This window comes from Brevibacillus sp. HB1.4B (assembly GCF_013284285.1).
GTDB classification, from domain to species: domain Bacteria; phylum Bacillota; class Bacilli; order Brevibacillales; family Brevibacillaceae; genus Brevibacillus; species Brevibacillus porteri.
Map to the genome: position 1 here is coordinate 191,032 of NZ_JABSUT010000003.1, position 14,604 is coordinate 205,635.

Below are 14,604 nucleotides of genomic sequence, written 5' to 3' on the forward strand. Positions count from 1 at the left end.
GTAATTATGAAAATTAAAAAAACACTTCTCACCGAGAAGTGTAAGAAGAGACATTGATTCTTACTCTGTTACATCAATTTCCCAATCTTCTGATCCTATAATATTTCCTTTCTCTACAGAAAATCGAAGGGTATATTTTCCTGATTCTTGGAAGAAAACTGTCCCTTCATATCCATCCTCATAAGGTTGCATTACAATGCTCACATTTTGGTTATTGTCAAAGTAAGTTACTTTTACAAGTGCATTCCGTAACGGCCTATCATTGTAAAACAAATTGCTCGCTACATCAATTGGAGTTTTGGCTACAATTCCATTGGCAGAACCGGCTTGTAAGTTCCATCCAAATTCATTTCTTTGGGCTGATAATGGGTCAAGTAAGAAACTTGCAGGAATTAAAAGTGCAAATAAGAGAGGCAGAACAACTAGTAAGTTTCCGGATTTAAAAAGTTTTTTGTTCAAAATGAATTACCTCCGATTCTAATACTGATCTTGCTTACATTTTAAGGACGAAGTTAATGGTAATTTGTTACAACTTATTTCGATTTTTTTTACAAAACACACGATTAGTTAAATGGAGAGGCTCTGAATACTCTTGAACTGGCCAAAGAGACCTTTCGCGAGTTTGTCCAGAAACAATGAAAACGGTGTGCCCTTTGAACTAAGACACACCGGATGCTGTTTGGCGAATAAAGATATACGGTTTCACTTATTACTGATTGGAATGATCTTATGTGTTTTGAAATCCCATTTGTATAAATCGGTATGAGGCAGAGGCGGCAGGGGGAGGGGAACAAAAAAGTCCTTCTAGATTACTGAAGGACTCTGGTTTCATTTCTTATCGAACACTAAAATAGATTGTCTTTTCTACGCCACCGTACTCAACAGTAAACCATCCAACATCCGATCCTGTAGAATGTGTCGCTTTAACCATGGCATATACAGTTCTAGGCTGTTTAATGTACTCGCATGCTGCTTCCTCAAGTATGTTAACTTCATTTGACACAACCTTAGATGTGCCGTCTGAAAAAAATGCAGTTACCCAAATCGGAGCATAGTCACCAGGATAGAAGTAACGAGGGATATCTTCTTCAATAACAAGCTTCGTGACAGTGACTGGAGCTGTAACATTTGATTGTACGGGATGAGGTGATGCGGCACTCGCTGATGAAACAATGGCAAAGAGTGAAAAAATTGATAAAGCTACAGATGCTAATCTTTTCATTTTCTATCATCTCCTAATATTTCGGTTTATTTAGAGGTTACCTTTATATGACAAAAAATACAATATTTTAAAACTCGAAATATTCTTTCCTTTCGAATGGAGAACAAGTATTAACATATGAGAAATAGGAAAGTAGAAAGACGACCCTATTTTACAAAGGTCGTCTACTGAATTCCTTATATCTGGTGAATATGTATAAGCCCCGTTGGACTGGGGCCTTGAACCTAGCAATTGCAATTGCAAGGGAAAGGAAAGAGGTTTATAACGAAATTTAATGGAATGGTGATGATGGTGAACGTTTCATTGCTACCAGTGTAGACCCGAACGCGAAAACCATTTGGTCCGACACTGAGCAGACAGCCTGTAAATGTATCAAATATTGTTCTTACTACAACAATTCTGTTGATTAATCGGACTGCTTTTCTACGATTCTTTCTTTGTACTTCTAAGGACACTTTTCTCGACGAAGTTGTAACACCTTTTTGTGCTGCCAATTCTGGCACCTCCTTTTAAACGATCTTTAATACTAAATTTGATGTTTTTGTGAGAGAGATTTGCGTATAATTGGCCTCCGTACGCCAGCCACTCTGATACGTTTGAATGGAATGACCACCACGCCAGTTCTCGACATATTAATCAGCTCGTTTCTCTCACATGGTATAGAGAATGCAAATGAGGGAAGCTTGGCAACTGATACGAACCTATGGTAAACGCAAATGTGCTAATTGATTCGCAAATTCATTGAATAAAGGCTTATCCAAATGAACGACAAAGTGTAAAGGGCAGTTATGTAAAAAGGGCAGCTAATAAAGCCGCCCATAAACATTGAAAATTACTCGAAACTGCAAGCAACAATTACACTCATTAATGTCACTCCTTAATTGTGATTGCGGACAAGCCCAAAAGTAAGGTATGTCATATAACGAACTATATAATGGTGTAACTTGTTTTCAAATTTTTGTAAAATATTGATCTATCAACCATTGGAATGATTGCATATGGGAACTTAGCACACGATTTGATAAATGTAAGGGGGGATATGTCATGAAATACGGAATGAAAGCTGGCAAAATATGTACTTATGAAGGAACAGAAGTATTTCATGAAGGGGAAAGACGCAAGAAACGTCAACACACCTCTTAACCAAATGTAAGAGGTGTGTCTATTATCAAACTTTGTTAAAACGTAAATTTAGTTGTCTAGTAGGGAACCATCGGGAAATGCATTCTTTAGAGAGTCAGCAAGTACAATAATTTTACTCCAATCAAAATTGTACTTGTTAAAAACAGATGCGCTTGTGATGCCGCGCTTCACGACTCTTCCATTTTCTTCATCCAAAAGGTAGACCGTTGCACTATTTTGGAACTTTATCAGTTGAGCATTTTCACCAATGACTGGCCCATCGGGAATACTGCTTAGAGACGAATATTCCCGAATACCATCCCAATTATTAAATAATTTAAAATAAACTTCGGCACTAACAATGCCTCTTTTTTTACCATCCATGACCAAATATACAGTTGCACTGTTAGTTTCTTTCACCCGAAAACCATTCAATAGATGTGGATCTATTGCTTTTGCTTGAATGGACTGATTTGATTTTGAAGAATGAGAGGTGGCAGTCGTCTTATTTGATTCAGCATACGATGGTGTAGCCAACATACTAGCTAAAAGTAATGTAGCAGATAGGCAAGACAAAGTTCGCTTCATAAAAAACAGCTCCTTAATTGTAATTTTTTTCCAATTCAATATGAATTTCTTGACTATCAATTGTTTTCCTTTTGATGTATGGAAGGATTTGTTACAAAAATGTGAATACTGAAATTTCGAGGAGTTTTTTCAATACATGGCTGGCGGTAATCTCTAGTGACCCAGCCGCCCTTTTCTTCCCTTGGCCGGAAGGGAGGGGTTTTTTTATGTTCAATTGCGCTCAATAACCCTTTTATTACCATTTATGTAAATGTATTAGCATATCGTGATATAAGTCGTAATAAGATGGATTTGTAACATAATCCATGAAGATCGAGAGGGATACTATGAAATTCAAGAAATGTGTTAGGAATGTACTAATGGTAGGTGCCCTGCTTGTCACTTCCGTATTGCCCATGGCGGCACAGGCGGCGCAAGCAGAGGAAAATCAAGCGGAGGCGACAGCGGTATCCAATTCCAAAATTATTGGCTACTATCCCTCATGGGGAGCTTATGGACGAAACTACAATGTAACGGATATCGATCCCAATAAAGTAACGCATATTAACTACGCATTTGCGGATATTTGCTGGAATGGCAGACACGGCAACCCAGATCCAACGGGGCCCAACCCACAAACATGGGCTTGCCAGGATGAAGTAGGCAATATTAACGCCCCGAATGGTACAGTTGTTCTCGGAGATCCATGGATTGATGTGCAAAAGTCCTTTCCAGGAGATACGTGGGATCAGCCGATCCGCGGAAATTTGAATCAATTGGCAAAATTAAAGCAAAAAAACCCTCAATTAAAGACATTAATATCGATCGGGGGCTGGACGTGGTCCAATCGCTTCTCTGATGTAGCGGCAGATCCGGCTGCACGCCAAGTATTTGCACAGTCCTCGGTAGATTTTATCCGGAAATATCAGATGGATGGGGTCGATCTCGATTGGGAGTACCCGGTTAGTGGAGGGTTGCCTGGAAACAGCACACGTCCAGAAGATAAACAAAATTACACGCTATTGCTACAGGCTGTCAGAGACAAACTCGATGCGGCTGAGGTAACGGATGGCAAACAGTACTATTTGACGATTGCCTCTGGTGCCAGCCCTAGTTATGCCGCAAATACAGAGCTTGGAAACATTGCCCGGGTTGTGGATTGGATCAATATTATGACCTACGACTTCTATGGAGCCTTCCAAAAGCAGAGCGGACATAATGCGCCGTTGGCCTATGATCCGGCAGCAGGAGCAGCTGGTTTGCCAAATGCTCAAACCTATAATATCCAAACAGCTGTAGAGGGTCATCTCCGTGACGGTGTTCCGGCCAGCAAGCTCGTTCTCGGACTTCCGTTTTACGGAAGGGGCTGGTCGGGTTGCGCAACGGCTAACAATGGAGAATATCAAAATTGCACGGGGCCGTCAGTCGGAACATGGGAACCTGGCATGCTTGACTTCACGGATATCCAAAATAATTATGTGAACAAAAATGGCTTCACACGCCACTGGAATGACGCGGCAAAAGTGCCCTATCTCTTCAACCCGGCTTCGAAAACATATATTAGCTATGACGATGTGACTTCAATCGGACACAAAACTTCTTATATTACATCCAAAGGTTTGGCAGGCGCGATGTTCTGGGAATTTAGCGGAGACCGTAACAAAGCACTGCTAGATAAAGTGTATGGCGATCTTCTGGGCGGGCCAGCTCCAGTCGACAACGTACCGCCGACAGCACCAGCCACTCTCCAATCGACTGCAAAAACAGCGACAAGTGTTAGCCTGAGTTGGGGAGCTGCTACCGACAATGTAGGGGTTACTGGCTATGAGGTATACAATGGCACTCAGCTTGCAAAAACGGTAACCGGTACAACTACTACAATTAGCGGGCTTACTGCTGGAACCGCTTACCAGTTCACTGTGAAGGCGAAAGATGCAGCAGGTAATTCCTCCGTAGCAAGCAATGAGGTAACGGTTACGACGGATACAATTCAGCCAGATAATCAACCTCCAAGCACACCAAGCAATCTGGTTATTACAGGGAAAACAGGAACGAGTATCAGTCTGAGCTGGGCTGCTTCTACGGACAATATCGCGGTGACGAATTACGAGGTTTACAACGGAACAGCATTAGCTGCGGATGTAACAACTACGACTGCAACTGTCACAGGACTCACACCTAACACTTCTTATACCTTCTCTGTGGTAGCGAAGGATGCGGCAGGTAATTCTTCACAGAAGAGCGTCGAGGTAGTAGGTGTAACAGATGCTGCAAATCCGGGAACCCCAGCGTGGGCACCAAATGTAAGCTACGTGCCTGGTGATCTGGTCAGCTATCAAGGCAAGGTATACAAATGTTTGCAACCACACACTTCACTCGTGGGATGGGAGCCACCAAATGTAGCAGCTCTCTGGCAAGTTCAACAACAAGCGGCAGTTGAAGGCGTCGAAGGGTTACGTAGATGAGCCAATTGTGGAGGAAACAGACGGTACTGAAGGAACAGAAGGTACTGAAGAAACAGAACAAACACCAGAAACAGAAGGAAATGTAGATACCCAATAAGTAGGGAAGGGGCTGTCCCTCCAGTCATGAAAATGACGGAAGAACAGCCCCTATTTGTTCGTTTGGAAATTAAGCAAAGGCTTTTAACAGTTGGAGGACTAATGGAATAAGATCTCCAATAAAAGTAAGAATCGCAATTGCAGTATTCATAGAAGCCCCTCCTTAAAATTCCAAATTCACTATTATTATATTAATGTTCATAATAGTAATCAAGAAATATTTTCCACTCATGTTGAATTAACTAAGTGGCTTATGTAAAAAAGCGATAGAATGCCTTGATAAAAATAGCGATTTGTAGTGCAACTAGACCAAAAATAATAACAGCCCAGTCTCTGTTCTTTTTCCATTCCAATACACCTTTCGAGGCACAGATAACGACAAGGCCTACCAATGCGAATAGCTGAAAGAAAGCGACACTTGTCAGTAGTGCTAAAATTCCAATGACAATAACAACAGTTGCGGTCGCTTTAAACCAAAAGGGCTGCTCACTCATACTAACGCCCCATTTCCCTTTTTTGTAAATTTTAACATACATAAGAAATAAGCCAAGCCATAAGCAAGAAGAACCTCCTTTGCCAGCAGGTTAAGGGAGGTTCTTTTTCAATCAGAAAAAGTTGATCGAAATATAAGAAAAAACGAAATTGACACAAAATACAAATTTCAGTATGATCACTTTATAAAGTCATTGGAAAAATAAAGGATGAACGAATACGATGCGCAGAACTGGAGATCTGAAACTAATCCAAGAGCTCAATCGCTTTATTATACTCGACACCATTCGCCAGTTTGGGCCCATCTCGCGAAGTGATATCGCCAAAAAGCAGGGCATCAGTCCAACTACAGTCACCTCGGCAGTCAATGAGCTGATCCGTGACGGAATGGTTGCAGAAGATGGAACAGGTGAGTCAAAGGGTGGCCGTAAGCCGATTATGGTTCGCTTCTGTCCAGACGGGAAGTTTTTGATTGGCGTCTCTATTACGAATACAGCGATTACGATTGCCGAAATGAATTTGGAAGCGGCTACAAAGCAAAAGAAAATCTATCCGGTAAAAGCTGGTCTAGTGAGTGAGCTGATCATCCAGTATGTGCTGGATTCGATCGAGGACTTTCTCCAGTCGGTGGATGATGTCAGCCGTTGTCTTGGCATTTCCATCATCGCACCAGGGATTGTCGATGCAGCGAGTGGGGTCATCCGATTCAACTCCAAGCTGCGCTTGCATGATGTTCCGTTAAAAGACATGGCAGAAGAGCGTTTTGGGCTAAAAACTTGGCTCGACAATGATGCCAATGCAATCGCCCTGGCAGAAAAAAACTTCGGTGGTGGACTAAATGCTAATAATCTCCTGTTTGTCACCGTAGGAGAAGGGGTTGGTTCGGGTCTCGTTGTAAACGGTTCCATCTTCCGTGGAAGTCGTGGTGGAGCAGGTGAATTCGGACATACGACAGTCGATCGAAGCGGGATGCGCTGTGACTGCGGCAACGTTGGTTGTTTGGAAAACTACGTGGCGTGGCCAGCCATTTACTCAGGTATACTGTCCGCCGTTACACGCGGAAAAGAAACGCTCGTCATGGATTTGGCAGACGGAGATATGACAAAAATCACATTTGATGTTTTTCGCCAAGCACTGCATCAGGGGGATCAAGTATGCCAAGACATCGTCGACGAAATCGCTTCGTACATGTCGATCGGTATTGTGAATCTGGTGAATTTGTTCAACCCGAGCCTGATCATACTGGGTGGAGAAATGATCCGGGACAATCAAGTGTTGTTTGAGCGCATCCAAAAACAAGTAATGGCTCAAGCGATGGGGACGATGGTCGAAGGGCTGGAATTCCGTCCAACGGTATTGGGGGCTGATTTCGAGGTCAAGGCTGCTGCTGCTGTTTTGTTACAAGATGTTTTTCACTTCAGCTTGTAACATCTTTTTTGCAAACTTAATTTGGTCATTGGAAAAAGAAAGTCAACCCATCAAAAATCGTTGAAAGGGGGCGAGTCGAAAAGGGGAGCGTGTCGTGTTTGGCTATATTTTGGGGGTAAAAGAGGAGAACGTAAATCGAGGAGGGATTTCTGATGAAGAAGTTGGTTTCGATTGCAATGGCTGCTCTCTTGGTAGCAGTGGCAGGATGTTCGGGCGGCGGACAGAGCTCCGCACCAGCTGGAACGACTGGCAGTGCTGCTTCAGGTGAAAAGGTAACGCTCACATATGCGCTGTGGGACAAAAACCAATTGCCTGCGATGGAGGAAATGGCAAAAAAGTTTAACGAAAAGAACCCGAACGTGGACATCAAAATAGAGCTAACGCCTAACAAGCAATACTGGACAAAGATGGAGGCAGCCGCAACGGGTGGCACCTTGCCGGACATTTTTTGGATTAATGGTCCACGTATCATAAAATACGCAGCGAATGACATGCTCATGCCGCTTACAGATCAAATGAAGGCAGATGGCATCGATCTGAACAATTATCCGAAAGCTCTCGTTGATCTTTACACCTACGATGGACAAAACTACGCGCTACCGAAAGATTTCGACACCATTGGCCTTTGGTACAACAAGAAGCTGTTTGACGACGCAAAAGTACCGTATCCAGACGAAACTTGGGATTGGAACAAGCTGAAGGAAGTAGCAAAGCAACTGACTGATGAGAAAAAAGGCGTTTGGGGAATTGCAGCACCTCCTTATGGACAGGACGGCTTCTATAACACGATCTATCAAAACGGTGGCTATATTATTTCGGAAGACAAGAAAACGTCCGGCTATGACAAACCGGAAACGATCGATGGCCTCAAGTTTTGGACAGACCTGATCAACGAAAAAGCATCGCCAACAGCAGCGCAATTGTCCGAAACAGAGGCAACACAGCTGTTTGAATCAGGCAAGATCGCGATGATGTACAACGGATCATGGATGGCATCCGCTTTTAATAAGAATGAGTATACAAAGGACAAAGTGGACGTGACGTATCTTCCAAAAGGGAAAGAGAACACAAGCGTCATTCACGGCCTGGGCAACGTGATTTCGGCTAATACCAAACATCCGAAGGAAGCATGGGAATTCGTGAAATTCTTGGGCTCGAAAGAAGGGGCAGAAATCCTGGCAAAATCGGGTGCTGCGATTCCGGCATTTAACGGAACACAGGATACATGGATACAATCCATGCCGAACTTTAATCTGAAAATTTTTATTGATCAGGCAGCTGTAGCGAAACCGTATCCGATCTCGAAGGACACGGCAAAATGGGCCAAGCTGGAAACAGAACTCATGACCAAGGCTTGGGCTGGACAAATGAGCGTAGAGGATGCATCCAAAGAGCTCGCGCAAAAAATGAACGAAATGCTTAGCCAAGAATAAAAGGTCCATGATGGATGGCTTCGTATCATGGACGAGGCCATCCTTTTTTGAAAAGCTTATGTAAGGAGGGAATGAATGCGATGAGCAGCCAGTTGCAGCCTGAAATGCACGCCGCCGTCCAGCAAAAAACGAAAAAATCGTTGAATCATATGAAGAGAAATGATTGGTTCTGGGCGTATCTCATGATTGCTCCGACACTGATCGGGTTGAGTGTCTTCTACTTATGGCCGATTGTACAAACCATTTATTTGAGCTTTACCAAATGGGGAGGATTCGGCAAGTACAAGTGGGCTGGCTTACATAATTACGAGTTGTTGTTCAAGGACCCTTACTTGTGGATCGCGCTGAAAAACACGCTGATTTATACAGTGATCGCAGTTCCTGTCGGTATCGCTATCTCCATTTTTATCGCTGTGCTGCTTAATCAGAAAATTAAGGGGATTACGATTTATCGCACCCTGTACTTCCTGCCCGTTGTGACGATGGCGGCAGCGGTGGCGATGGTGTGGAGATGGTTGTACAACGCTGATTACGGTCTGATCAATTATTTACTGGGCTTGGTAGGCATTGAGGGGCCACGCTGGATATCTGATCCCGCTATTGCTTTGTATGCGGTGATTATCGTTGCCGTTTGGAGCTCCATCGGATACAACATGGTGATTTTCCTGGCCGGACTGCAAGGCATCCCGAGAAGCTATTACGAAGCAGCAGAAATTGACGGCGCAGGACCGGTTCGCATGTTTTTCAAGATTACGTTGCCGCTGTTGACTCCTTCCATCTTTTTCGTCAGTATCACTTCCTTGATTGGGGCTTTTCAGGTATTTGACCTGATTTATCTGATGCTTGGAAGCAAAATGGGCAATCCAGCTACTGAGCAAACGCAAACGATGGCGTACTTGTTCTTTACCAATGGATTTGAATCAGGGAACGGTGGCTATGCGGCCGCGGTTGCCGTCGTGCTTCTGGTGATGATCCTGATTGTCACGGCTATTCAAATGAAATTGCAGAAAAAATGGGTTCACTATGATTAATCAAAGCTGAACAGACGGGAGGGATATGGAATGAGTGTTTATACGAGTCGGAACAAAATGGGCAAGAAGTTGTTCATTCATCTGCTGTTGATTGCAGGTGCTCTCGTGATGATTGCGCCATTCATCTGGATGGTTCTCACTTCGCTCAAGTCACTGGGCGAATCGACACAGGTGCCTCCGGTCATTTTGCCGACCAAGTATCAATGGGAGAACTACACCCATATTTTTGAGATGCTGCCGTTCTTGGATTTTTATTGGAATACCGTGATCACAACCTTGGCGAAGGTAGTCGGGCAAGTATTCCTTTGCTCACTTGCGGCGTACGCATTCGCGCGAATTGAATTTCCAGGGCGAAACGCCTTGTTCATCCTGTTCTTGACCGTTTTGATGGTGCCAGGTCAGGTGTTTCTGCTCCCGCAATTTATGATTATGAAAGAGCTCGGCTGGCTGAATACGTTGACAGCATTGATTGTACCGGGCTTGTTCAGTGCATTCGGCACGTTTCTACTGCGTCAGTTTTTCATGTCGCTGCCAAAAGAACTGGAAGAAGCGGCGAAGCTCGATGGCTGCAACCATTTTCAGATTTACTGGAGAATTATGCTACCGCTGGCGAAGCCCGGCTTGATCGCACTCGCCATTTTCGTAGCGCTGTGGTCTTGGAACGACCTGATGTGGCCGCTGATCGTCAACAGCACGCCTGATAAAATGCCGCTCTCTGCTGGCTTGGCGTACTTGACAGGCGAGCACACCAATTTGACGAACTACCCGATATTGATGGCGGGCTCCGTTCTTGCCATTTGGCCGATGATTATCGTCTTTATTTTCTTGCAGAAGCATTTTGTCGAGGGAATTACCCTAACTGGGTCCAAATAGTCCAAGTTCAAAAAGTTGGCTTTTTGAACAACCGCAAATAGTCATTTTCGAAAAAAGGAGTGAAACCATTATGCATCATGTTCTGGTAATCGGAGCAGGCACCATGGGGACTGTTCACGCGAAATCGTATGCTGCCATGGAAAACGTCAAGCTGGTCGGGATCGTCGATATCCGCAGCGAGAGAGGAAAAGAGCTAGCAGCCGAGACAAAAACGGAATGGTTTGAGAGTTATGAAGAAGCTATGGAAAAACTGGCGCAGGTCGACATCATAGATGTGTGTTTGCCTACGTACCTGCATAAAACCTATGTAAAAAAGGCAGCGGATGCAGGCAAGCATGTCATTTGCGAAAAGCCGTTGGCTCGTGATAAGGAAGAAGCTCGTTTTATCGTTGATTATTGCCGGGAGAAGAACGTCAAGCTGTTCGTCGGACACGTCCTCCGCTTTTTCCCAGAGTACGAGAAGTCCCGTCAGCTGGTTAATGACGGCGCGATTGGCAACGTTGGTGTGGCACGTACGTTCCGTGGTGGTATCTTCCCGATAGCGTGGAACGACTGGTACGCGGACTACAAAAACAGTGGCAGCCTTGTTTTAGATATGATCATTCACGATTTTGACTTTTTGCGTTGGTGCTTCGGGGATGTGGAGCGTGTGTACGCGAAAGGCTTGCTTGGCCGAGGTTTTGCCCGGATGGATTACGCACTGGTTACGCTTCGCTTCAAGAACGGCATGATCGCACATGTGGAAGGCTCGTGGGCACATGAAGGCTTCGCGATGAAAATGGAGCTGGCAGGCAAGGAAGGCATCATTTCCTACGACAGTTCGAAGGAAAAACCGTTAGTGGCGGTTAATCGCTCGAAGCAAGCGGGTATGAGCGGAGTCGCAGTTCCGGAGAGTCCGTTGCGTGAAAACCCGTATTTCAGAGAATTGAAGCATTTCATCGAATGCATCGACCGTGATCTGGAGCCACTCGTGACGGCAGAAGATGCCGTGAAAGCGGTAGAAATCGCTCGTGCTGCGCTTGTGTCAATCGAAACGGGTAAACCCGTAACTTTGGTGTAGGAGGGGACTGGACATGAAACTCGGAATCATCAGTGTTGCACATATGCATGCATACAGCTACGCAAATGCGGTTGCGAAATTAGATGGGGTTCAATTGGTCGGGGTAGCAGACGAGGATGAAGTGCGCGGAAAGGCGGCGGCTGAAACGTTTGGCGTTCCGTTCTTCTCCGATTATCATGAGCTGCTCGCAACGGATATCGATGCGGTCATCGTCACCTCGGAAAATGCCAAGCACCAAGAGCATACGTTAGCGGCAGCGAAGGCTGGCAAGCACATCTTGTGCGAAAAACCGCTGGCGACAACAGCAGAGGCTGCTCAAGAGATGATTGACTTTTGCCGCGAACAGGGCGTCATTTTGCAGACGGCATTCCCAGTCCGATTCCATCCGGCTGTCGTGCGAGCAAAGCAATTGGTGGAGCAAGGCAAGGTCGGACGTATCATGGCGATCCGGGGTACGAACCGTGGACAAAATCCTGGTGGCTGGTTCGTCGATCCGGAAAAATCCGGCGGAGGTGCAGTGATCGATCACACGGTTCACGTTGTTGATTTGATGCGCTGGTTCATGGACTCTGAAGTGCGTGAGGTTTATGCGGAGGTAGACAGCAAGTTTTCCAATACACCGATTGATGATTGCGGCATTTTGACCATGGAATTTGAGAACGGAGTTTTTGCCACACTCGATTGCAGCTGGTCTCGCAACAAGGCCTTCCCGACATGGGGAGACGTGACGATGGAAATTATCGGGACAGAAGGCACGATCTCGCTCGATGCTTTTTCTCAAAAGCTGGATGTCTATTCCAATGAAAAAGGCTTGAAGTGGGTCAACTGGGGCGATGACATGGACAGTCAATTGGTCAAAGATTTCGTCACCAGCGTGCGTGAAAAGAAAGCACCGTCGATTACCGGTGAAGACGGCTTGCGAGCGGTGGAAGTAGCACTCGCAGCTTATCAATCTGCTGAACAGAAGCAACCAGTCGTATTACGCTAGGGCGGTGAATAACGCATGAGTGTACGTGTAGGCATGATCGGCGTAGGTGGAATCGGGCAGCATCATTTGAAAGGCTTGTTGACGGACGAAAGGGTAAAGGTCGTTGCAGTGTGCGACGTGAACCATGAGGCGGCTGCAGAGACTGCTGAGCGCATTGGTGCGCATGGCTACACCTCTTGGCGTGAGCTATTGGAGGTAGAAAAGCTGGATGCTTTGTTTGTGTGCGTCCCTCCTTTTGCACATGAAGAGATTGAGGAAACGGCGGCGGCGAAAGGCATTCATCTGTTTGTGGAAAAGCCAATTGGGCTGGACATACAGAAAGTGAACGAAAAGCAAGCAGCGATTGAAAAGGCAGGGATTATGACTGCAACTGGCTATTGCCTGCGCTATCTCGATATCGTGCAGGAAGCGAAAGCGTACTTGGAGGGCAAGTCGATTGCACTCGTCCGCGGCCATTATTTGACCAAGTTCGTCACGACGCCTTGGTGGAGGGAAATGGGCAAGTCAGGTGGACAGCTTGTCGAGCAGGCGACACATACGCTTGACATGATGCGGTATTTGGCAGGAGATATCGAGAAGGTCTATGCGCAGATGGCCTTACTCGTCTCGCGTGACATTCCAAACATCGATATTCCGGACGTGACTTCCATCAGTATGGTGTTTCAGTCAGGGGCGCTAGGACATCTGGATACGTGTTTCATCCAGCAGGATCACCGTACGAATGTAGAAATCTTGGGCAAAGATTTCCGCGTCATGATCGACGGAAAGAAAGTAGTGATCTTGGATGAGCAGGGAACACGTACAAAAGAGAGCACGGTGGATATGTACATGGAGCAAGATCGGGCGTTTATCACAGCGATTTTGACAGGGGATCGCAGCTTGATTCTGTCGCCGTATGAATCAGCGAGAAAGACGCTAGAAGTAACGTTGGCAGCGAATCAATCGGCACAAGAAGGGAAGCCTGTCACTATTTTGAGAAAAGGGGAGTGAGCAACATGGCTTTTCAAAAGGGGATCAATGCGTGGTGCTTCCCAAAGGAAACGAGCGTGCAAGAAATGTTTCGCCAGGCGAAAGCACATGGCTATCAAGGGGTAGAACTGAATTTGGACGAGGGAGATGCTCCCTTTCATCTAGAAATGACAGAGCAGGAATTAAAGGGCTTGGCGGATGAGGCTCGCGAGCTCGGTTTGGAGCTGCCAAGCGTCTCTACGGCTCTTTTATGGAAATATCCGTTGACACACAATGAGGAAGCGATCCGCGAGCAAGGCATTCGAGTTGTCGAGAAAATGATAGAGGCGGCAAGCATTTTTGGCTCACGGACCGTTCTCGTCGTCCCAGGTCTCGTAACGGCTGAGGTGTCGTATGATACGGCCTACGAGCGGGCGCGTGAAGCATTGCAGCGCTTGGCAAAAAAGGCAGAGCAGCATCAGGTATACATTGGGGTAGAAAACGTGTGGAACAAGTTTTTGCTCAGTCCACTGGAGATGGCCCGCTTGATCGATGAAGTAGACAGTCCTTGGGTAGGCGCTTATTTTGATGTAGGCAACGTGCTGCAATTCGGTTTTCCTGAGCAATGGATTCGCATTTTGGGCAAGAGAATCCAAGCTATTCACGTCAAAGATTTCAAGACGTCGACTGGCAACATCACAGGTTTCGTGCCGCTGCTTGCTGGCGATATTCCATGGAACCGTGTGGTGGAAGCATTGCGTGAGATCGGGTACGACGGCTACATCATCCCGGAAATCTCGCCTTACAGCCAGTTGCCTGAGCAATTGATCGCGCATACGTCCCAAGCGTTGGACGCCATTTTTCAATCGTGAATGGACA

General features: G+C 45.7%; 13 protein-coding genes. 9 read left to right on the top strand and 4 right to left on the bottom strand.

All coding sequences use genetic code 11. The annotated features are described in order from the left end of the window. Positions 1 to 60: 60 nt before the first annotated feature. The 3 genes from HP398_RS08830 to HP398_RS08840 form a co-directional block, all read right to left on the bottom strand. Positions 61 to 459: a hypothetical protein gene (locus HP398_RS08830; protein ID WP_173622403.1), complete on the bottom strand. Its 399-nt coding sequence runs from the start codon at positions 457 to 459 to the stop codon at positions 61 to 63. Between the two features lie 376 nt (positions 460 to 835). Beyond that, on the bottom strand, positions 836 to 1,222 hold the full coding sequence (locus tag HP398_RS08835) for a hypothetical protein (protein ID WP_017251115.1): 387 nt from the start codon (positions 1,220 to 1,222) through the stop codon (positions 836 to 838). Positions 1,223 to 2,413: 1,191 nt separating this feature from the next. Further along, positions 2,414 to 2,932 (bottom strand): hypothetical protein, encoded by a 519-nt coding sequence (locus HP398_RS08840; RefSeq protein ID WP_017251117.1) that lies wholly within the window; start codon positions 2,930 to 2,932, stop codon positions 2,414 to 2,416. A gap of 326 nt (positions 2,933 to 3,258) precedes the next feature. Here HP398_RS08840 and HP398_RS08845 point away from each other — a divergent pair, with 326 nt between their 5' ends. Continuing rightward, positions 3,259 to 5,376 (top strand): glycosyl hydrolase family 18 protein, encoded by a 2,118-nt coding sequence (locus HP398_RS08845; RefSeq protein WP_371736725.1) that lies wholly within the window; start codon positions 3,259 to 3,261, stop codon positions 5,374 to 5,376. Between the two features lie 347 nt (positions 5,377 to 5,723). Here the strand turns inward: HP398_RS08845 and HP398_RS08850 are convergent, their stop codons facing one another. Beyond that, positions 5,724 to 5,966 (bottom strand): hypothetical protein, encoded by a 243-nt coding sequence (locus tag HP398_RS08850; RefSeq protein WP_026043289.1) that lies wholly within the window; start codon positions 5,964 to 5,966, stop codon positions 5,724 to 5,726. A 220-nt stretch (positions 5,967 to 6,186) separates the two neighbouring features. Between HP398_RS08850 and HP398_RS08855 the strand changes: the two genes are divergently transcribed. The 8 genes from HP398_RS08855 (at position 6,187) to HP398_RS08890 (ending at position 14,597) form a co-directional block, all read left to right on the top strand. Continuing rightward, complete coding sequence (locus HP398_RS08855) at positions 6,187 to 7,392, top strand: ROK family transcriptional regulator (RefSeq protein WP_173622404.1); 1,206 nt, start codon at positions 6,187 to 6,189, stop codon at positions 7,390 to 7,392. A 152-nt stretch (positions 7,393 to 7,544) separates the two neighbouring features. Beyond that, positions 7,545 to 8,825: an ABC transporter substrate-binding protein gene (locus HP398_RS08860; protein ID WP_173622405.1), complete on the top strand. Its 1,281-nt coding sequence runs from the start codon at positions 7,545 to 7,547 to the stop codon at positions 8,823 to 8,825. A 71-nt stretch (positions 8,826 to 8,896) separates the two neighbouring features. Beyond that, positions 8,897 to 9,856, top strand: coding sequence for a carbohydrate ABC transporter permease (locus HP398_RS08865; protein WP_173622406.1), 960 nt, complete (start codon positions 8,897 to 8,899; stop codon positions 9,854 to 9,856). Between the two features lie 30 nt (positions 9,857 to 9,886). Further along, a complete protein-coding gene (locus HP398_RS08870) occupies positions 9,887 to 10,729 on the top strand; it encodes a carbohydrate ABC transporter permease (RefSeq protein WP_017251123.1) in 843 nt (280 codons plus the stop codon). Positions 10,730 to 10,799: 70 nt separating this feature from the next. Continuing rightward, entirely contained in the window at positions 10,800 to 11,789 is a 990-nt protein-coding gene (locus HP398_RS08875) for a Gfo/Idh/MocA family protein (protein WP_173622407.1), read from the top strand. A 13-nt stretch (positions 11,790 to 11,802) separates the two neighbouring features. Next, entirely contained in the window at positions 11,803 to 12,777 is a 975-nt protein-coding gene (locus HP398_RS08880) for a Gfo/Idh/MocA family protein (protein WP_173622408.1), read from the top strand. A 15-nt stretch (positions 12,778 to 12,792) separates the two neighbouring features. Next, positions 12,793 to 13,767: a Gfo/Idh/MocA family protein gene (locus tag HP398_RS08885; protein WP_173622409.1), complete on the top strand. Its 975-nt coding sequence runs from the start codon at positions 12,793 to 12,795 to the stop codon at positions 13,765 to 13,767. Positions 13,768 to 13,772: 5 nt separating this feature from the next. Beyond that, on the top strand, positions 13,773 to 14,597 hold the full coding sequence (locus tag HP398_RS08890) for a sugar phosphate isomerase/epimerase family protein (RefSeq protein WP_017251127.1): 825 nt from the start codon (positions 13,773 to 13,775) through the stop codon (positions 14,595 to 14,597). The last annotated feature ends 7 nt before the right edge of the window (positions 14,598 to 14,604 follow it).

Excerpts from the sequence above, each read along its gene's own strand:
- HP398_RS08835 (WP_017251115.1), bottom strand. The coding sequence starts at position 1,222 with ATGAAAAGATTAGCATCTGTAGCTTTATCAATTTTTTCACTCTTTGCC.
- HP398_RS08840 (WP_017251117.1), bottom strand. The coding sequence starts at position 2,932 with ATGAAGCGAACTTTGTCTTGCCTATCTGCTACATTACTTTTAGCTAGT.
- HP398_RS08845 (WP_371736725.1), top strand. The coding sequence starts at position 3,259 with ATGAAATTCAAGAAATGTGTTAGGAATGTACTAATGGTAGGTGCCCTG.
- HP398_RS08850 (WP_026043289.1), bottom strand. The coding sequence starts at position 5,966 with ATGAGTGAGCAGCCCTTTTGGTTTAAAGCGACCGCAACTGTTGTTATT.
- HP398_RS08855 (WP_173622404.1), top strand. The coding sequence starts at position 6,187 with ATGCGCAGAACTGGAGATCTGAAACTAATCCAAGAGCTCAATCGCTTT.
- HP398_RS08860 (WP_173622405.1), top strand. The coding sequence starts at position 7,545 with ATGAAGAAGTTGGTTTCGATTGCAATGGCTGCTCTCTTGGTAGCAGTG.
- HP398_RS08865 (WP_173622406.1), top strand. The coding sequence starts at position 8,897 with ATGAATGCGATGAGCAGCCAGTTGCAGCCTGAAATGCACGCCGCCGTC.
- HP398_RS08870 (WP_017251123.1), top strand. The coding sequence starts at position 9,887 with ATGAGTGTTTATACGAGTCGGAACAAAATGGGCAAGAAGTTGTTCATT.
- HP398_RS08875 (WP_173622407.1), top strand. The coding sequence starts at position 10,800 with ATGCATCATGTTCTGGTAATCGGAGCAGGCACCATGGGGACTGTTCAC.
- HP398_RS08880 (WP_173622408.1), top strand. The coding sequence starts at position 11,803 with ATGAAACTCGGAATCATCAGTGTTGCACATATGCATGCATACAGCTAC.
- HP398_RS08885 (WP_173622409.1), top strand. The coding sequence starts at position 12,793 with ATGAGTGTACGTGTAGGCATGATCGGCGTAGGTGGAATCGGGCAGCAT.
- HP398_RS08890 (WP_017251127.1), top strand. The coding sequence starts at position 13,773 with ATGGCTTTTCAAAAGGGGATCAATGCGTGGTGCTTCCCAAAGGAAACG.